The organism is Thalassolituus marinus (assembly GCF_020320395.1).
Lineage (GTDB): Bacteria > Pseudomonadota > Gammaproteobacteria > Pseudomonadales > Oceanobacteraceae > Venatoribacter > Venatoribacter marinus.
Genome location: NZ_JAEDAH010000050.1, coordinates 13,701 through 33,346, shown reverse-complemented (window position 1 = coordinate 33,346; position 19,646 = coordinate 13,701). Strand labels below are relative to the sequence as shown.

At 52.9% G+C, this 19,646-nt stretch carries 17 protein-coding genes; 13 read left to right on the top strand and 4 right to left on the bottom strand.

All coding sequences use genetic code 11. The features are described 5' to 3' along the window. Positions 1-432: 432 nt before the first annotated feature. Positions 433-861, bottom strand: coding sequence for a cell division inhibitor SulA (locus I9W95_RS10375; RefSeq protein ID WP_225674558.1), 429 nt, complete (start codon positions 859-861; stop codon positions 433-435). 23 nt (positions 862-884) lie between these two features. Further along, the gene (gene lexA, locus I9W95_RS10370; protein ID WP_225674556.1) at positions 885-1,484 is read right to left on the bottom strand and encodes a transcriptional repressor LexA; all 600 of its coding nucleotides are present in this window, start codon (positions 1,482-1,484) and stop codon (positions 885-887) included. A 203-nt stretch (positions 1,485-1,687) separates the two neighbouring features. On the opposite strand from lexA, the gene I9W95_RS10365 reads away from it, so the two are divergent. From I9W95_RS10365 to I9W95_RS10350, 4 genes are all read left to right on the top strand, one after another. Beyond that, a complete protein-coding gene (locus I9W95_RS10365; RefSeq protein ID WP_225674554.1) occupies positions 1,688-2,332 on the top strand; it encodes a TetR/AcrR family transcriptional regulator in 645 nt (214 codons plus the stop codon). A 96-nt stretch (positions 2,333-2,428) separates the two neighbouring features. Beyond that, entirely contained in the window at positions 2,429-2,944 is a 516-nt protein-coding gene (locus I9W95_RS10360) for a L,D-transpeptidase family protein (protein WP_404818749.1), read from the top strand. Next, positions 2,929-3,957: a beta-N-acetylhexosaminidase gene (nagZ, locus tag I9W95_RS10355; RefSeq protein ID WP_225674552.1), complete on the top strand. Its 1,029-nt coding sequence runs from the start codon at positions 2,929-2,931 to the stop codon at positions 3,955-3,957. Before I9W95_RS10360 ends, nagZ begins: the two co-directional genes overlap by 16 nt. A 37-nt stretch (positions 3,958-3,994) precedes the next feature. Then, the gene (locus I9W95_RS10350) at positions 3,995-4,741 is read left to right on the top strand and encodes an S-methyl-5'-thioinosine phosphorylase (protein ID WP_225674550.1); all 747 of its coding nucleotides are present in this window, start codon (positions 3,995-3,997) and stop codon (positions 4,739-4,741) included. A 32-nt stretch (positions 4,742-4,773) separates the two neighbouring features. Here I9W95_RS10350 and I9W95_RS10345 read toward each other — a convergent pair whose 3' ends face one another. Beyond that, on the bottom strand, positions 4,774-5,562 hold the full coding sequence (locus I9W95_RS10345; RefSeq protein WP_225674548.1) for a CsiV family protein: 789 nt from the start codon (positions 5,560-5,562) through the stop codon (positions 4,774-4,776). After that, entirely contained in the window at positions 5,559-9,017 is a 3,459-nt protein-coding gene (gene mfd / locus I9W95_RS10340; RefSeq protein WP_225674546.1) for a transcription-repair coupling factor, read from the bottom strand. Before mfd ends, I9W95_RS10345 begins: the two co-directional genes overlap by 4 nt. A 216-nt stretch (positions 9,018-9,233) precedes the next feature. On the opposite strand from mfd, the gene I9W95_RS10335 reads away from it, so the two are divergent. From I9W95_RS10335 to I9W95_RS10295, 9 genes are all read left to right on the top strand, one after another. Next, the gene (locus I9W95_RS10335; protein ID WP_225674544.1) at positions 9,234-10,679 is read left to right on the top strand and encodes a glyceraldehyde-3-phosphate dehydrogenase; all 1,446 of its coding nucleotides are present in this window, start codon (positions 9,234-9,236) and stop codon (positions 10,677-10,679) included. Between the two features lie 320 nt (positions 10,680-10,999). Further along, positions 11,000-12,334 carry a Na(+)-translocating NADH-quinone reductase subunit A gene (locus I9W95_RS10330; protein WP_225674542.1) on the top strand — a complete coding sequence of 445 codons (1,335 nt, stop codon included), beginning with the start codon at positions 11,000-11,002 and terminating at the stop codon, positions 12,332-12,334. A gap of 2 nt (positions 12,335-12,336) precedes the next feature. Continuing rightward, positions 12,337-13,548: an NADH:ubiquinone reductase (Na(+)-transporting) subunit B gene (locus I9W95_RS10325; RefSeq protein WP_225674540.1), complete on the top strand. Its 1,212-nt coding sequence runs from the start codon at positions 12,337-12,339 to the stop codon at positions 13,546-13,548. Then, positions 13,538-14,335: a Na(+)-translocating NADH-quinone reductase subunit C gene (locus I9W95_RS10320; RefSeq protein WP_225674538.1), complete on the top strand. Its 798-nt coding sequence runs from the start codon at positions 13,538-13,540 to the stop codon at positions 14,333-14,335. Before I9W95_RS10325 ends, I9W95_RS10320 begins: the two co-directional genes overlap by 11 nt. Position 14,336: 1 nt before the next feature. Continuing rightward, positions 14,337-14,999, top strand: a complete 663-nt coding sequence (locus tag I9W95_RS10315) for an NADH:ubiquinone reductase (Na(+)-transporting) subunit D (RefSeq protein ID WP_225674536.1) — start codon at positions 14,337-14,339, stop codon at positions 14,997-14,999. After that, complete coding sequence (nqrE, locus tag I9W95_RS10310) at positions 14,999-15,613, top strand: NADH:ubiquinone reductase (Na(+)-transporting) subunit E (RefSeq protein WP_225674534.1); 615 nt, start codon at positions 14,999-15,001, stop codon at positions 15,611-15,613. Before I9W95_RS10315 ends, nqrE begins: the two co-directional genes overlap by 1 nt. 10 nt (positions 15,614-15,623) lie before the next feature. Continuing rightward, entirely contained in the window at positions 15,624-16,847 is a 1,224-nt protein-coding gene (gene nqrF / locus I9W95_RS10305; RefSeq protein WP_263866170.1) for an NADH:ubiquinone reductase (Na(+)-transporting) subunit F, read from the top strand. A gap of 269 nt (positions 16,848-17,116) precedes the next feature. After that, the gene (locus I9W95_RS10300; RefSeq protein WP_225674532.1) at positions 17,117-18,250 is read left to right on the top strand and encodes an acyl-CoA desaturase; all 1,134 of its coding nucleotides are present in this window, start codon (positions 17,117-17,119) and stop codon (positions 18,248-18,250) included. Positions 18,251-18,371: 121 nt separating this feature from the next. Continuing rightward, complete coding sequence (locus I9W95_RS10295) at positions 18,372-19,607, top strand: oxygenase MpaB family protein (RefSeq protein ID WP_225674530.1); 1,236 nt, start codon at positions 18,372-18,374, stop codon at positions 19,605-19,607. Positions 19,608-19,646: the final 39 nt, after the last annotated feature.

Sequence of the window (19,646 nt, the reverse complement as noted above, 5' to 3'; positions counted from 1 at the left end):
GCGGGTCATGCGTAATCTGTCCGGAAGCCATGAAATACGCTCTGTCCTGGGGCCGCAACGGGAGCAAGCGACTCTGGCAACGGGGACATCAAGCCAGACTTTGAAGGGGCCGATATCGCGTTCACGAATGCGCCGAATGGAGCGGTCATGCATTTGATAAGCCGATTGGAGGCAGTGGCGGCAGTGGTACTGACGGTTCGGTGAAGGTTGGAGCTGGATGACGAGCGAATCGGAGGAAATCTGTTGGTAGCTTTGGATCTCAAAGCCTTCCCAGAGAAGGGTAAGCGGATTAGGATTCATGGATCGGCAGTGGTCGGTTTTGTTTGGGTTTTGGCGAATGCAAACTTAACCGATTTTACTGCCGTTCTCATTTTTCACGCTTAAATGCGATGAACCTTTTTTATGGGCTGTGGTCAGCAGGTCGTATGGCAATTACAGGTCGCGCTGAATCAGCACAATATGACTGCCGGTTTCCCGAGCCAGCTGGCGCAGGTGACGGCGCTGTTCAGTGCCGATCAGGCCGTCCCATTCAACAATCATATGGCTGTTGCCGGCTTCCAGAATGCGGCAGCACAGTGCCATCTGGGTCTCGGCGCAAAGATCCATATGAATCACCGGGGATTGCTGCAGGCCCATGGTTTCGAGCCATTGCTTGTTCAGTGGGCGGTTAGGGCTCAGCCACATCAGCCAGCGCTTCTGCTCGTTACAACGAGCCAGAAGAGGCAGCAGGTGCAGAGGCTGAATAGCGCTCTCATCACCGACGATTACCTCTGTCATGCTGCCGGCCGGTAATGACCGTTGAGGGCTCTGGCTGCTGAATGACAGGCCAGGCTCTTCCATTCCTAACGCTAACTGACGCATTGCAAATCCCCTTTATCTGTTACTTAGTGGCGGCGAACAACGCCGACGTACAGACCTTCAATAGCGAAATCCTGTGACTGCAGATCAACTTCGATCGGCTGGTAGTCATCATTTTCCGGATACAGCACCACCTGGCTGCGCTTTTTCTCGTAGCGCTTTACAGTGACTTCATTGTCTACGCGGGCGACAACAATCTCACCATTGCGGGCGGTTTCTGCTTTATGTACGGCAATGTAATCGCCGTCCATGATGCCGATTTTCTTCATACTGTCGCCGTGAACTTCCAGCAGAAAGTCAGCGGCGGGACGGAAGAAGCTGGTTGGAATCTCGAGGTAATCCTCGATGTGTTCCTGTGCCAGAATCGGTTCGCCGGCAGCTACCCGGCCGACGATTGGCAGGCCCGGGTCCTGCTCTTCAATAATGCGAATACCACGCGATGCGCCCGGCATCATCTCAATGGCGCCTTTACGAGCCAGTGCTTTGAGATGTTCTTCGGCGGCGTTGGGTGAACGGAAGCCCAGCTCTTTGGCGATCTCTGCACGGGTAGGGGGAAAACCGGTTTCCTCCAGAGCCGAGCGGATCAGGTCCAGTACCTGCTGTTGTCTTGCCGTAAGCTTAATCATGATGCTTATCCAGTCTGGTAATCCATACAGTAGGTGTAAATGTATACAGTATTTTTTACTGTGTAAACCTTTTTTATCAGTTGCCGCTGATCATCCTTTAGGCGGAGTTCCTATTGCGCATTTCTCGTTTTAAACGTATGTTTGAAACAACTGTTTTTAAATGGCTGCCTGTGCGTAGCTGCTTGTCCGGGTATTCCATAGCTATGGCACAGAAAGATACGGTAAAAAATATTCTGAATGCGGCGGAAGAGCTGTTTTCGGAGCGTGGCTTCGCTGAGACGTCATTGCGCAACATCACCACCAAGGCAGGTGTGAATCTGGCTGCGGTGAATTATCACTTCGGTTCGAAGAAGTCGCTGATTCAGGCAGTGTTTGCGCGATTCCTTGGCCCGTTCAGTGAAAGCCTGCAGGAAGCGCTGGCTGAATTACAGCAGCGCCTGAATGGCGAAGCGCCGGATATGCAGGAGCTGCTGATGCTGCTGTCTCACACTGCGCTGAAAGCCGGGCACGACAGCCCACGCCGACTGGGCATATTTATGCGTCTGCTGGGGCTGGCTTATACCCAGGGCCAGGGTCATCTGCGTCGTTTCCTGCAGAAAGAATATGGTGCGGTGTTTCGCACCTATATGGCACTGGTCACTGCGGCAACACCTGATCTGTCGGATGAAGACCGCTTCTGGCGTATCCATTTCTCGCTTGGTGCAACGGTATTCACGCTTTCCGGTGCCGAATCACTGACGGCTATGGCGGCTCACGATCTGGGTAAGGCGTCGGATATTGCGCAGGTCGTTGATAAATTGATACCTTTCCTTGCATCTGGTCTGAACGCTCCGCAACAGACCGTCTGATTCAGGTCCTCTGTCTGCAGGGGGCCCATAAAGGAATGGAACATGAATATGGCGCAGTCAGGTCCGCTGTCGCTTTCATCGGCTGCCAACCCCGGAATGGATGTCTCTCTGATTGAGATTTCAATTGCGGATCAGCAGCTGCGTATCTCCAGTTCAGGTGTTTGTCACCTGTATACCATCTCCAGTGCTTTAAACGGTGTCGGCGAACAGCAGGGCAGTGGTTGCACGCCGCGTGGCTGGCATCGCATTCGTGCCTGTATTGGCGCAGGTCAGCCGGCCAATGCCGTGTTTGTCGGACGCCGCGCTACCGGCGAGATTTACAGCCCGCAGCTTGCTTCTGCAGCACCACAGCGCGACTGGATACTGAGCCGTATTCTCTGGTTGCAGGGTATGGAGATTGGTCGTAATCGTCTTGGTAGTGTCGATACTATGCGCCGCTATATCTATATTCACGGCACGCCGGATTCTGAGCCAATGGGCGAACCGCTGTCGCACGGCTGCATTCGTATGCGTAACGCCGATATCATAGAGCTGTTTGATCTGGTGGGCCCCGGAACCCAGGTATGGATTCAGGAACACAGCTTTTCGAGGATTCCATGTCGCAACCTGTAATCAACTGCAGCGCGGTTGGTGTTATCGCGGATCTCGAAGGTCTTAGTCTGACGGCTGCCGAGCGAGAATTTATTCAGCAGCCGGCGCTCAGTGGACTTATCTTTTTTGCCCGTAATTATCAGTCCCCGCAGCAACTGACTGAGCTGACAAGCGAAATCCTGGCGTTACGCCCGGATCTGCTGTTGTGCGTTGATCAGGAGGGTGGACGGGTGCAGCGCTTCCGTGATGGTTTCAGCCGTTTACCAGCAATGATGGCGCTGGAGCCGCTGTATCAGGCGAATAGTGCCGAGGCGCTGACCGTTGCCCGTAATCTTGGCTGGCTGATGGCTTACGAGGTTCGCCGCTGTGGTGTGCATCTGAGCTTTGCCCCGGTGCTGGATATTGAGCGTGACTGCTCAAAGGTTATTGGTGATCGCGCCTTTGGTCACTCCGCCGAGGCTGTTACGGCGCTGGCCGGCGCCTTTATTGCGGGTATGGCTGCGGCGGGTATGGCTGCGGTGGGGAAGCATTTTCCCGGTCATGGTGCGGTGGTTGCTGACTCTCATCTTGAATTACCCCAGGATGACCGGCCACTGGCAGAGCTGAACACGGATCTGCAGCCTTTTCGTGATCTGATTGCGGCACGGCAGATTGCCGGTATTATGCCGGCTCATGTGATTTACAGTGCGGTTGACGCCGACAATACGGCGGGCTTTTCCAGCCATTGGCTGCAACAGATTCTGCGTGCGCAGATGAATTTCTCCGGTGTTATTTTCAGCGATGACCTGACCATGGCCGGAGCTGCCAGTGTCGGTAGCTACGCCGAGCGGGCGCAGGCTGCGATCGCTGCCGGTGCCAATGCTCTGGTGGTTTGTAATAACCGCGATGGCGCTCAGCAAGTACTCGAGGCTGTGGCGCAGGCACAAAACGCTGGCCAGCAAGCGTTGTCTTTGCAGTATATGCAGGGGCCGGCTTTCCGCGAGGATGACGATCGTCATCTGCAGGCTCAGGCAACACTGAGCGCGTATTTTTAATTTTAATTTACTTATTTGTCTGAAGAGCTGACGTTTTATGGCATTCAATAAAATCGCCATTATTGGTGGAACAGGACTGACTCAACTGGAAGGACCCCAGATTACCGGCAGCCATGAGCTGACCACTAAGCTGGGTCAGCCTTCCAGTGCTGTGCAGGAAGGCAGCTGGAATGATCGTTCGGTGCTGTTTCTGGCGCGTCATGGTCATCCACATGCGGTTCCTCCGCATAAAATTAACTACCGTGCCAACCTGTTAGCGCTGCAGAGCCTGGGTGCTGATGCCATTATTGCGGTGAATGCTGTTGGCGGTATTCACCATGCGATGCAATCCGGTGTTATCTCAATTCCGCATCAGGTGGTGGATTACACCTGGGGACGTGAAAGCACTTTCTTTGATGGCGAATTCCGCCCGCTGGATCACATCGACCTGACGCATCCTTATGATGAGAATCTTCGTCAGCGTCTGATTACAGCGGCATCGGGCATTGATATGCCGGTCTGTGAATTTGGTGTTTACGCGGCCACTCAGGGCCCGCGCCTGGAAACCATTGCTGAAATTAATCGTCTGGAAAAAGACGGCTGCGATCTGGTAGGTATGACCGGAATGCCGGAAGCCGCGCTGGCGCGTGAGCTGGGTATTCCTTATGCCAGTATCTGTCTGGTGGTGAATCCGGCAGCGGGTAAGAGTGATGGCATTATCACCATGGAAGAAATTAAAGCGGTGCTGGATGGCGGCATGCAGAGAGTCCGGGACCTTCTCGCAGAGACCTTACGTCAGCTGTAAAAAAATGGCCTCAACAGAGGCCATTTTTTTATCTACAGATCTTCAGCACTTTCTATAGGAATGACTTTGATAACCACCCCGAGCATCGGGTGATCGAGATAATGCAATTCACCACTGCGCATACGGCGTGTTTGTTTAACTTCGGCAGCCCGCAGGGGTACTGGCATATCTTCTTCTGTTAAAGATGCCTCGATGTTAGCTGCGGCCATCAGTTGTGGACGGAAATCGCTGCGGCTGTCGCTTTCCGGCAGCTGTAACTGGCGCAGTGCTTCATTCCCTTTGAGCTGGTAATGCTGCACCGTCAGGTCGGTTGAAATATGCAGGTAGCGGCTACGGTGCAATTCAAAGCTGCCGGTAATTTCGATATCGATTTCGTCTTCTGTGCGCAGGTTAAGCGGATGCTTGATTGCCTGACCTTCTTCCTGAACCGGTTCAATCCAGGCCTGATGCCAGACGACCTTCATACCTTTGCGCTTATCAATGCGTGTTGCTTCTTCGGCGAGGCGCAGATTTTCCAGCGGGGTAAATGGTGCTGGCAGCGCAGACTGAGGAATCTGCTCGAAACCAAAGCCAGCCCACAGTGCACTGTGCATCTGTCGATACATGGCTGGAGCCTGCCACCACTGGAAGTCCGGACGATGGATTTCTTCACCGTCATCAACTGCAGCGGGCAGGGCATCGGACCATAGTTCCTGATCAATATCGCTGGCACTTTCATAGGCGATGAGCATCATTTCAACCCGGTACCAGGGCGCTGCCTGGCTGCTCAGTGGCAGCAGAATGCAAAACAGCAGGGGAATAAAACGTTGGTACTTTGTCACAGGTTGGGATCCTTCTGCAGTTCGCTGATGACCTGTTCGATCTGATTAAAACGCTGCTCGATACTCGCCATATTCAGGCTGAAACGCAAGGTGTGTCCGCCTTCCAGCTTGAAGGTAGCAGGCTTGCTCTGCACCAGTCTGACCAGTACGAACGGGTTAATGTTCGTTTCGGCGGCGAATTCTATACGACCGCTGCTGTCACCGGCATCCAGTTTGGCAATGCCCATTGGCGTCAGGCGCAGTTTCAGTGAGGTCTGGCGGAACAGGTTCTTAACCGCATCCGGCAACAGACCGAAACGGTCGATCATCTCTACCTGCAGCTCTTTCAACTCGGTGTCGTCGGCTGCTGAGGCTATTCGCTTGTATAGCGTCAGACGGGAATTTACATCCGGCAGGTAGTCTGCCGGAATCAGTGCCGGAATATGCAGGTTGACTTCGGTACCATGATTCAGCGCCAGATCGGCGGATGGTGTCTTACCGGATTTCATGGCTTTCACCGCCTGATCCAGCATTTCCATATACAGGGTGAAGCCGATGGTTTCGATCTGGCCGCTTTGTTCTTCACCCAGTAATTCACCGGCACCGCGGATTTCCAGGTCGTGGGTGGCGAGCATAAAGCCAGCGCCCAGATCCTGCGCCGCGGAAATGGCTTCCAGACGTTTCTCGGCGTCTTTGGTCATGCTCTTCGGCGGCGGCGTCAGCAGGTAGGCATAGGCCTGATGGTGCGACCGACCGACGCGTCCACGCAGCTGGTGCAGCTGGGCCAGGCCGAATTTATCCGCCCGTTCGATGATGATGGTGTTGGCTGATGGAATATCGATACCGGTTTCAATAATGGTGGTACACACCAGTACGTTGTAGCGCTTGTGGTAGAAGTCGCTCATCACGCCTTCCAGCTCGCGCTCCGACATCTGGCCGTGGGCGACGATAACCCGCGCTTCCGGAATCAGCTCGGACAGCTCACGCGCAGTTTTCTCAATACTCTTCACTTCGTTGTGCAGGTAGTACACCTGACCACCGCGCAGGATTTCACGCAGGATCGCCTCCTTACTGGTGGCCTCATCCTGCTGGCGCACGAAGGTCTTTACGCTCAGACGCTTGGCTGGCGGCGTAGCGATAATCGACAGATCGCGGATGCTGGCCATGGCCATATTCAGGGTACGCGGAATCGGCGTGGCGGTCAGGGTGAGAATATCCACTTCCGCCCGCAGTGCTTTAATACGCTCTTTCTGCTGCACACCAAATCGGTGTTCTTCATCGATGATTAACAGGCCCAGGTGATCAAACTGCACGTCTTTCTGCAGCAGTTTGTGGGTACCGACGACAATATCGGTTTTGCCTTCCAGCATACGATCGAGTGCGAGCTGGGTTTCTTTGGCGGATTTAAAGCGCGACAGTACATCGACTTTGACCGGCCATTCGGCAAAGCGGTCGGCGAAGTTCTGGTAATGCTGCTGCGCCAGCAGGGTGGTTGGCACCAGCACGGCTACCTGTTTGCCGCTTTGCACCGCCATAAAAGCAGCGCGCATGGCCACTTCGGTTTTACCAAAGCCCACATCACCACATACCAGACGGTCCATCGGGCGAGGTGAGCACATGTCGCCAATCACGGCGTCGATGGCGGCCTGCTGGTCGGGGGTTTCCTCGTACGGGAAGCCGGCAGCAAAACGCTGATAATCCTGATCCGGTTCATCAAAGGCAAAGCCTTTGCGTGCTTCGCGGCGGGCGTAGATATCGAGCAGCTCGGCGGCGGTGTCGCGGATTTTTTCTGCCGCTTTACGCTTCGCCTGCGCCCATTTATCGGTGCCCAGTTTATTCAGTGGTGCCGCACCTTCTTCGGCGCCACCGTAGCGTGAGATCAGGTGCAGGGACGATACCGGCACATACAGTTTGGCGTTGCCAGCGTATTCCAGTACCAGAAATTCATTCACCTGACCGCCGGCTTCCAGTGTCTGTAAGCCCTGGTAGCGGCCTACACCGTTGTCCAGGTGCACCACGGGTGCGCCGGGCTTCAGTTCCGACAGATCACGGATAACCAGCTCGGAATCGGTTTTCTGTTTGTTGCGCCGGCGGGTCTGGCGGATGCGCTGACCGAACAGCTGGTTCTCGGTGATGATGGAGATCGCCGGGTCGCGCAGATGCACACCTTCGTCCAGCGGGCTGATGATCAGGGCAAGGGCATCATCGCCGCCGATAAACTGCTGCCAGCTTTCCAGTTCTGTCGGACGCACGCTGATACGTCCCAGCAGTTCTTTCAGCGCCTCGCGTCGACCAGCGGATTCGGCGCAGAACAGCACGCGCTGGCTTTTGTTTTCATTCAGCCATTGCTGCAGGCGTTGCAGCGGTTGTTCCAGGCGCGAATCCACACTGATATCTGCGGCAGGCAGCATCTCGACGGATGCTGATCCGGCTCGCTCAGGGGCTGAGTCGCTTTGCCACTGAATACGCGGGTAATTATTCAGGTGGGCAAACAGCTGGTCGGTGGCCAGAAAGAGTTGTGCGGGGGTCAGGATCGGACGCAGGCGGTCATGACGACGACTCTCATAGCGTTGCTCAACATCCTCACGGAACTGGACGCTGGCATTTTCCAGAGCGGCGTCATGGATGACCAGGGTTTTGGCCGGCAAATGATCGAACAGGCTGCCGAGATCATCGTTAAAAAACAGTGGCAGGTAGTACTCAACACCAGCGGGTGCTATACCGCCGCTGACGTCGGTGTACACCGGGCACGCTTTAGGATCATGCTCAAAAAAGTCGAACCAGCGGCTTTTAAAGGTGCGAATGGCGGCGGTGTTCAGCGGGAACTCGCGCGCCGGCAGAATACGAATGCTGTCGACCTTTTCCAGAGTGCGCTGGCTTTCAGGATCAAAGGTGCGCAGGGTTTCTATTTCGTCGTCGAACAGTTCGATACGGAACGGTGCATCCTGTCCCATCGGGAAAATATCGACAATCGAGCCGCGCACAGCAAATTCGCCGTGCTCGTATACGGTATCCACACAATGGTAACCCGCAGATTCGAGCTGGCGGCGGGTGTTGTCGACATTAAACGTGTGGCCGACGTCGAGGACGAAGGTCTCGCCCTGATAGAAGCTTGCCGGTGGTAAGCGGTGCAGCAGGGTGGATACCGGCAGGATCAATACGCCGCACCGGATGTCGTGCAGGCGACTTAAGGTGGCGATACGCTGCGAGACGATGTCCTGATGGGGAGAAAACACGTCGTATGGCAGGATTTCCCAATCCGGGAAATGCAGCACCGGCAGTTCACCAGCGTAGAAGCGGATTTCTTCTTCCAGGCGCAGTGCGCTGGTCGGGTCATTGGTAATAACCAGTGTCAGGCCATCGTGATTGATAGCTGCACTGGCGATGCTCATCGCCTGAGAGGCTCCGGTTACATTGCCCCAGAAGCGGCGCTCGGCGGCTCTGGCGGGTAACTCGGGGCTTAGTGGGATGGTCATTCATTGACTCCTGACAGGCTTGTTGTGCGCAAAGCGCGCTAGTGTATCGGATGGTGATGGGGCTGTTAAGAAATGGCGGCCAGTGGTCTGCGCGTCAGTCAGGTCATTTGATCGCTGTTCGGCTTTTGTACAGTTTGTGCATTGGCCAACATATGGGCATAATATGCGCCCCGAATTTGCCCCAACGATTTTTACTTAGTTACGGAAGGTGAACCCGTGAGCCAAGACATGCGCGAAGCCTGCTTGCAGGACTGGATGGATCGTGAAGCCATCGCTGAATCAATGATCCCTGTGATTGGTACTCTGTACCGTCGTAAAAACATTGTGACTTCTGTTTACGGTCGTCCGGTTATTAACCGTTCCGTAATCGAACTGCTGAAAGCGCACCGTTTCGTGCGTCACATGGAAAAACAGGAACTGTCTGTTCATGACACCTTCCCTGTCCTGCAAGCGCTGAGCGAAATGGACGTTACCCGTGCTCACGTTGATCTGGGCAAACTGGCGGTTAAATTCCGCAATGAAGGTAACGGTCGTGATCTGCAGGCTTTCCTGAACGAAGAACTGTCTGATGTTATCGGTCAGGACGCTGCTGACAGCGAAAACCGCGACGTTGTACTGTACGGTTTCGGTCGTATCGGTCGTCTGCTGGCTCGTATCATGATCGAGAAAGCGGGTTCCGGTTCTCTGCGTCTGCGCGCAATCGTTGTACGTCGCGGTAAAGGCGATGACCTGGTTAAGCGTGCTTCTCTGCTGCGTCGTGATTCTGTACACGGTACTTTCCGTGGCACTCTGACCATTGATGCAGAAAACGAAGCAATCATCGCTAACGGTAACTACATTAAAATCATCTACGCCAACAACCCGGCTGAAATCGATTACACCCAGTACGGCATTAACAATGCTCTGGTTATCGATAACACTGGCGTATGGCGTGATGAAGCTGGCCTGGCTCAGCACCTGGAAGCGAAAGGTACAGCACGTGTTCTGCTGACTGCTCCGGGTAAAGGTGATCTGAAAAACATCGTTTACGGTATCAACAACGGTGACATCGATGCATCTGACAAGATTCTGTCAGCAGCATCCTGTACTACCAACGCGATCACGCCAGTACTGAAAGTAATGAACGATGAGTTCGGCATTGCTAACGGTCACGTTGAAACTGTTCACTCTTACACCAATGACCAGAATCTGATCGACAACTATCACAAAGGTGATCGTCGTGGTCGTTCTGCGCCGCTGAACATGGTTATCACTGAGACTGGTGCTGCGTCTGCAGTGGCTAAGGCTCTGCCGGAACTGAAAGGTCTGCTGACTGGTAACGCGATTCGTGTTCCTACGCCAAACGTTTCTATGGCAATTCTGTCTCTGAACCTGAAGAAGTCCACTTCTGTAGAAGAAGTTAACAACTATCTGCGTGAGCAGTCTCTGCACTCTGCTGTTCAGAAGCAGATCGACTGGGTTAACTCACCGGAAGTTGTTTCTACTGACTTCGTTGGTAACAGCCACGCGGGTATCGTTGATGCGCAGGCCACCATTGTGAATGGTGAGCGCGTTAACCTGTATGTGTGGTACGACAACGAATACGGCTACAGCCGTCAGGTTGTTCGCATTGCACAGCAAGTGTGTGGTGTCGATTACCCAACTTTCCCTAAAGTGGGTTAAGACGAAAAAAGAGCCGCTGCCAACGCAGCGGCTTTTTTTGGCCGGTCGCAAGATGCTTGACTAAACTTTGTTCACTTTTGCGAGCCATGTCCGATACTGCTAAAGGTGAAGGCTTTTAGGCCCGGACGGCTGTGGATTAATCGGCGGCTGGTCATTATACTTACCGCGATTTTTAACTTGGGAAATGGGTCCAAGTACTTGTTTCCAGAACAAAAAGGCGTTTTACGTTCTGTCATTCCAGTGAGAGAGGGGTGGTCGCGCGTGCTTTTTTTGTATCCGGAATCTGGTGCGAAGGAGCCAATAGTGATTAGGCGAGGCATATGATCAGTATCAGAAAGGGTCTCGACTTACCAATCACCGGTAGCCCTGAACAGTCTATCAGTAACGGTCAAGCGGTCACTCAGGTGGCAGTGGTTGGTCCGGACTACGTTGGTATGAAACCAACAATGGCTGTCCAGGAGGGTGATCGAGTCAAGAAAGGCCAGGTGTTATTCACCGATAAAAAGACCGAAGGCGTTCAGTACACTGCGCCAGCGGCGGGAACGATTAAAGCCATTAACCGTGGTGAACGTCGTGTATTCCTGTCGGTAGTGATTGAAATTGACGGTAACGAAGAAGAAACCTTCCAGAGTTACGAACCTGCAAAACTGTCTTCTCTCTCGGCAGATGAGGTTCAGGATAATCTGGTAAATTCTGGTCTCTGGACAGCGCTTCGCACGCGTCCTTTCTCCCGTGTTCCTGCATTAGGTTCCCGCCCTCAGGCAATTTTTGTCGCGGCGATGGATACCAATCCTCTAGCCGCTGATCCGGCCGTTGTGATCGCAGAGCAGGCTGAGTCCTTCAAACAGGGCCTGCAGGTTCTTAAGAATCTGACCGAAGGCACGTTGTTTGTCTGTAAAGCGCCTGGCGCCAATATTCCTTCTGCCGGTGTTGAAAGCACCCAAGAGTTTGCCGGTCCACACCCTGCGGGTCTGAGCGGTACTCATATTCATCATCTGTACCCGGTCAGTGCTGAACGCACAGTCTGGACTGTTGGCTATCAGGACGTGATTGCTATCGGTCAGCTGTTTACCAGTGGCAAACTGAACAGCGAACGTGTTGTTGCGCTGGCAGGTCCACAGGTGACTAAGCCACGTCTGGTTCGTACCGTTATCGGTGCAGATCTGGCTCAGCTGACAGCGGGTGAGCTGGCTGCCGGTGAGAACCGTATAATTACCGGTTCTGTTTTTGGCGGCCGTACTGCTGCGGGCGCTGAAGGCTTCCTCGGTCGTTACCACAATCAGGTGTCAGTGCTGCTGGAAGGTCGTGATCGTCCTCTGCTGCATTACCTGCGTCCTGGTGCTGATCGTTTCTCAGTGATGCCGATTTACCTGTCGAAGCTGATGAGCAAGGTCTTCCCGTTCACCACCTCTACTAATGGTAGTGAGCGTGCGATGGTTCCGGTTGGCTCTTACGAAAAAGTGATGCCTCTGGACATCCTGCCAACTCAGTTGCTGCGAGCACTGATTGTTGAAGACATGGAAACGGCGGTAAATCTCGGTGCTTTGGAACTGGATGAAGAAGATCTTGCGCTGTGCAGCTTCGTTTGTCCTGGTAAGTACGAGTACGGTCCGATTCTGCGTAAGAATCTCACCCGAATCGAAGCGGAGGGCTAATTATGGGCTTGCGTAGTATGCTCGACAGTCTTGCACCCAGCTTTGAAAAGGGTGGCAAGTACGAAAAAATGTATCCGCTTTATGAAGCGGTTGATACCGGCCTTTACTGTCCGCCAAGTGTGACCAACAACACGGCACACGTGCGCGATGGTATCGACCTGAAACGTATCATGATCACCGTCTGGCTGTGTACCTTCCCGGCGATGTTCTTTGGTATGTACAACATTGGCCTGCAGGCTAACCTGGCGATTGGTGCTGAAGCTGGTACTGTGATCGAAGGCTGGCGTGAAATGCTGATCGCTCTGCTGGGTGGCAGCGGCCATGACGCTTCAAGTTTCTGGGACAATTTTGTCTTTGGTGCGGCTTACTTCCTGCCAGTATACCTGACGACCTTTATCGTTGGTGGCTTCTGGGAAGTGTTGTTTGCGACTATCCGTAAGCATGAAGTGAACGAAGGTTTCTTTGTTACCTCGATCCTGTTCGCACTGATTCTTCCACCATCGATCCCACTGTGGCAGGTTGCTCTGGGTATCAGCTTTGGTGTGGTTATTGGTAAAGAAATCTTTGGTGGCACTGGTAAAAACTTCCTTAACCCGGCCCTGACTGGCCGTGCATTCCTGTTCTTCGCTTATCCGGCCGATATGTCTGGTAACGCAGTATGGACTGCTGCTGATGGCTTTACCGGAGCAACGGCACTGAGCAATGCTGCTGAAGGTGGTGTCGAGAAGGTCGTCGCTGAAGGCGTAAGCTGGATGGACGCGTTTATCGGTACTATTCAGGGTTCTATGGGTGAAACCAGCACGCTGGCGATTCTGATCGGTGGTGTGGTGCTGATGGCTATGGGCATTGCTTCATTCCGTATCGTTGCTGGTGTAATGATCGGTATGTTTGCTACCTCTCTGTTGTTCAATGTGATTGGCTCAGAGACAAACCCTATGTTCGCGCTGTCCTGGTACTGGCATCTGGTTCTGGGTGGTTTTGCCTTCGGTATGATCTTTATGGCTACCGACCCGGTATCTGCATCCATGACTAATAAAGGTAAGTGGTTCTTCGGTGCTCTGATTGGTGCGATGGTGGTGATGATTCGTGTCGTTAACCCGGCATTCCCGGAAGGCATGATGCTCGCCATCCTGTTTGCTAACCTGTTCGCGCCTCTGATCGATCACTTCGTAGTTCAGGCAAACATTAAGCGGAGGGTTGCACGTGTCAGCTAATAACGACAGCATCCAGAAAACTCTGCTGGTTGCGATTCTGCTGTGTCTGGTGTGTTCGGTTATCGTTGCCGGCTCCGCAGTAGGTTTGCGTAAACAGCAAAACGAAAACAAAGCGAACGACAAAAAAGTCGCTGTTCTGCAGGCTGCTGGTATGTACGACAGCACTCAGTCTGTAGCTGAGCAGTTTTCCCGCATCACAACCCGTATTGTGAACCTGGAAGAGGGTCGCTTTGTTAACGATGCAGAACTGGCAGAGATCAAAGCTGCAGGTCTGGATCCGAATAACTACGACCAGAAAAAAGCCTCTAAAACTCCGGCTCTGTCCAACACGCTGAGTGGTTCAGAGGATATCGCAAGCATTAAGCGTCAGGCTAAATATGCTTCTGTGTATATTCTGGAAAGTGACGGTCAGATCGACACGATCATCCTGCCGGTTCATGGTTATGGTCTGTGGTCGACTCTGTATGGCTTCCTGGCTCTGAAAGGCGACCTGGAAACCATCGAAGGTCTGGGCTTCTACTCTCATGCTGAAACTCCTGGACTGGGTGGTGAAGTCGATAACCCTAAATGGAAAGCTCTGTGGACTGGCAAGAAACTGCACAACGCGAATGGCGATTTGGCGATTTCTGTCGTGAAGGGTGGTGCAGAAGCTGGCAACCTGAACCAGGTTGACGGTCTGTCTGGTGCAACTCTGACCAGTCGCGGTGTTGATAGCCTGGTTAAGTTCTGGGTTGGCGACACAGGCTTTGGTAAATTCCTGACATACCTGAAAGAACAGGGGGCTTGAGATGTCTGATGTAAAAAAAGTCCTGACTGAGCCGTTATTCAGTAAGAACCCGATTGCGGTTCAGATTCTGGGTATCTGTTCCGCGCTGGCAGTAACCACCAGCCTGAACGTTACGTTGGTAATGTGTATCGCTCTGACCTCGGTAACAGCGTTTTCCAACGTAGGTATCTCTCTGATCCGAAACCATATTCCGAACAATATCCGAATCATTGTACAAATGATCATTATTGCCTCGCTGGTAATCGTGGTGGATCAGATTCTGAAAGCCTACGCGTATGACATCAGTAAGCAGCTGTCGGTGTTTGTTGGTCTGATTATCACCAACTGTATTGTAATGGGACGTGCGGAAGCCTTTGCTATGAAGAACGGCCCCGTTCTGAGCTTCTTTGACGGCGTTGGTAATGGTTTGGGCTACTCCGTAGTGCTGATTACTGTTGCAACTATCCGTGAACTGTTCGGTGCCGGTAAGCTGTTTGGTATCGAAATCCTGCCTCTGATTCAGGATGGCGGCTGGTATCAGTCGAACGGTCTGCTGCTGCTGCCACCATCCGCGTTCTTCATTATTGGTGGTTTCATCTGGGTTCTGCGTACTTGGAAAAAAGACCAGGTTGAGAAGCCGGACTTTAAGATTCTGCCGAATACTGAACACTCTGGAGGCCACTAATGGAACATTACATCAGCCTGTTCGTTAAGGCGGTCTTTGTCGAGAATATGGCGCTGTCCTTCTTTCTCGGTATGTGTACCTTCCTGGCGATCTCCAAAAAAATCCAGACTGCTATTGGTCTGGGCATCGCTGTTATCGTTGTGCTGGCGATCACAGTGCCGATCAATAATCTGATCTATGGCCTGCTGCTGAAAGAAGGCGCTCTGGTGTGGATCAGTGAAGATTTCGCGACCGTTGATCTGAGCTTCCTGGGTCTGCTGACCTACATCGGCGTTATTGCTGCGATGGTTCAGATTCTGGAAATGGTTCTGGATAAATACGTTCCGTCACTTTACAACGCGTTGGGTGTGTTCCTGCCGTTGATTACTGTGAACTGCGCCATCATGGGTGCGGTATTGTTCATGGTAGAACGTGACTACACCTTTAGCGAAAGTGCGGTATATGGTGTTGGTGCAGGTCTGGGCTGGGCTCTGGCAATTACTGCGCTGGCAGGTATCCGTGAGAAGCTGAAATACAGTGACGTTCCTGCGGGTCTGCAGGGACTGGGTATCACCTTTATGACTGTTGGCCTGATGTCTCTGGGCTTTATGTCATTCTCTGGCGTATCGCTGTAAGGAGTGTATTTTGGATATTGAAATCATCCTCGGCGTTGTAATGTTCACTGTGATTGTTTTGTCACTGGTGTTCATTATTCTTAGCGCCCGTGCCAAGCTGGTAAGCTCTGGTAACGTTAAAATCATGATCAACGGTGAACGTGAAGTTGAAACGGAAGCCGGTGGTAAGCTGTTGCAGACACTGGCTGCGAATAACATCTTCCTGTCATCTGCCTGTGGCGGCGGTGGTACCTGTGCACAGTGTAAGTGTGTGGTTAAGAGCGGTGGTGGTGAAATGCTGCCAACCGAAGCTTCCCACTTCACTAAAGGCGAAGCCCGCGAAGGCTGGCGTCTGTCGTGCCAGACCCCTGTTAAACAGGATATGGTCGTAGAAGTGCCGGAAGAAGTGTTTGGTGTTAAGAAGTGGGAGACCACTGTAGTTTCTAACCCGAATATGGCGACCTTCATTAAGGAACTGACACTGGCTCTGCCGGAAGGTGAAAACGTAGATTTCCGCGCAGGCGGTTATGTACAGCTGGAGTGTCCTCCTTACGAAATCAATTTCTCAGATTTTGATATCGAAGAAGAGTACCGTAGTGACTGGGAGCGTTTCGGCTTCTTTGACATCAAGGCGGTTAACAAGGAAACCACAATTCGTGCCTATTCCATGGCTAACTACCCGGAAGAGAAGGGTGTGGTTAAGTTCAATATCCGTATTGCAACGCCACCGCCGGGCTCAAACGGTATTCCACCAGGCATTATGTCGACCTTCGTGTTTAACCTGAAACCAGGCGACAAGGTGACTGTGTACGGTCCATTTGGTGAATTCTTCGCCAAAGACACGGATGCGGAGATGGTCTTCATCGGTGGTGGTGCGGGTATGGCGCCTATGCGCTCCCACATTTTCGATCAGCTGAAGCGTCTGAACTCCAAGCGTAAGATCAGTTTCTGGTACGGTGCGCGCTCTTTGCGTGAACTCTTCTATCAGGATGAGTACGACATGCTGGCCGCAGAGAACGATAACTTCGAGTGGCACGTGGCGATGTCTGATCCACAGCCTGAAGATAACTGGACAGGTTTGACCGGCTTCATCCACAACGTACTGTATGATCAGTACCTGAAGGATCACCCGGCACCAGAAGATTGCGAGTTCTACATGTGTGGGCCGCCAATCATGAACCAGTCAGTAATCAACATGCTGCTGAGTTTGGGTGTAGAGCCTGAAAACATCATGCTTGATGATTTCGGTGGCTGATCTCCCGGCTTGAAAGAACCGCGCTCAGGCGCGGTTTTTTTATGCCTGAAGCCAATGTTTACAAATGGTGTTTAGTCTTATTCCTGAAAAGAAATAATGCCAGTATCAGCTCCCATGGGCTTCTGCTCAGGATGTTCGTTCTGACTGGTGATCTGGCGCAATTTCCTGTCGTCTGCTCGTGTTGGTATCGCTGATGTTGATGTATTATTCAGTATTCATGGTGACTGTGGTATCACAGTGCCAGATCCGAACTCACAAGAAAGTACTTTATGACGAATTCCAATAATAAAGAGTCTGCGCCGATTAACTGGACGCCGGCGTTTATGTTTGCCTTCACGTCGCTGGTTGCGGTTACCGCAGTACCCTGGTATGGCTTCACTCACGGTTACGCACTGTCTGCGGTTGTTGCCTTTATCTTGCTGACGTCAGCCACCGAGCTGGCGATCACTGCAGGCTACCACCGTCTGTGGTCGCATAATGCGTATGATGCTCATTGGAGTGTGCGTCTGATTTTCGCTCTGTTCGGTGCCATGGCTCTTCAGAACACAATTCTTCACTGGAGTTCCGGCCATCGGGTTCACCACCGTCACGTTGACGACGTGGATCTGGATCCGTATTCAGCCAAGCGCGGTCTGTGGTTCTCCCATATGGGTTGGATGCTGCGTAAGTATCCCAGCGGTGATGTTAACTTCGACAACGTTAAGAACCTGACCAAAGACCCGATCGTTATGTGGCAATACAAATACTATGTGCCGATTGCTCTGGGTATGAACCTGGCGCTGCCGATTGCTCTGGGTCTGATCTTTGGCGATGTGTGGGGCATGGTACTGCTGGCGGGTTTCCTGCGAATCGTGACTACTCACCATTTCACCTTCTTTATCAACTCTATTGCTCACAAATGGGGTTCCCAGCCCTACACCGATGAAAATACAGCGCGTGATAATCATTTCTTTGCTTTCCTGACCTTTGGCGAGGGCTATCACAACTATCACCATATCTTTCAGAATGATTACCGTAACGGGATTAAATGGTGGCAATGGGATCCGACCAAGTGGCTGATTAAAGGCTGTGCTCTGATGGGGCTGGCCAGCAACCTGCGTATGGTGCCAGAGTTCAAAATTCAGCGCGCCAAACTGAAGATGCAATTTAAGCGTGCTCAGCAGAAGCTGGAGAAATCCGGTAACCACGAGAAGTGGTCTGAAGTGCTGGAAAAAGAGTACGAAGAATTCAAAGTGATGATTGCGAACTGGACTGAGCTGCAGGGCCAGCGCTACCAGGAAACACGTCGCAGTCTGCAGGAAAAATGGGACGCGGCTTCCATGCGTGACCGAATGAAAGAACTGGAGTATGCCCTGCGCATGCAACAGAAGCGACTTAAGCAGCTGGTAGCTGAATTCGCCTGATCTGAAAAGCCCCGCAGCGCGGGGCTTTTTTTGCCTGACACATCGGCTGGTGTGTCAGTACCCCCAGTGAATAAGCCATGGAATACTCAGGCTGTCTTTAAACAACATCGAATGAACAGCCATGACTTATCCGGACCGATTTGTTTTTTTGCAGCAGCTGAATACCTGGCGTGGGCGTAAAACGGCCTGGGGGCTTAAGTTGTTGCTGGGGCGCTACCCGGCACCATCCCGGGCACTCCTTGATCAGGTAGCGTCCAGTTATCATCGAAGTGATGAGCTGGGTGATCGTGTCGCTGAGGAGCTGTTCAGCAACCCTCAACTGAGGGAGCGGGGTATTCATCCGCATCAGCTGCTGAAAAAGGCTGTTGAAGAGGGGAGTGATATTCTCGATGACACTACTCCGGCACTGCGTGAAATGTTGCAGCAGGCGGAAACGCCGCCGCTGTGGCTCGAGCAGGAGAAGCTGACGCTGGCGTGTGAGGTGATTCACCGCAGCGGACGCTTTGCCATGTATGCCCTGGGTGACTTTGCTTTGCTGGGGGGCTATGCCAACAGCGACATCATCAAGCCGCTGGCCTTTACCGGAGCATTGAATGGTAATTCCTCTTTCGACCGGGTGTCGGAAACCACATCATTCTGGTTTGATGTCACGACTCCCGGTGGTCTGGAGCCCGGCAGTGCTGGTTACAGTTCAGCCGTAAAAGTTCGTGTGATGCATGCACTGGTACGTCAGCGCTTACTTAAACATCCGCAATGGAACAGTGAGCAGTGGGGACTGCCAATCAACCAGGGAGATGCAGTGGCAACCAATGTCGCATTTTCCATGATGATGATTGCCGGGTTGGCGATGCTGGGCTGGCGTCTGAATGACCGTGAATTGGAAGCCGTGCTGCACCTGTGGCGTTATGTCGCTTACCTGATGGGGGATGACTGGACGTTGCTGCCAGTTAATCGTCAGCAAGGCGTTGACTGGCTTTATATCATTGCGCTGGGGAGTCGGGTAAATCCTGATCAGGACTGTCTGGAACTGGCGCACTCCTACCTTGAGGCTTTTCGGGAGGTCCCGGGTAACCGGTTCTACCAGAGTTATGTCTACTGGTTTCATCGCGCCTACGCGAACTGGTTTATTCCGGCTGACATTCGCAGGGTTCTGAATATCCCGAAAGCGCCTTTGCTGAGTCTGCTCCCGGTGCTGCAGTTTCCGTTTATCCGCCTGCTGGATGTGCTTGCACACCGCATCCCGTGGGTAGACCGGTGGCTGCAGCGCTTCGGGCGTAGCGGTCAGCAGTTTATCGTTAGCAGTCGCCTGCAGGGGCGGGATGTTACTTTTGCCGATAAGGGCACGATGGTGCGTTGATCTGAGGCTTCACTGAATAATTCAGTGCTGTCTTAATTT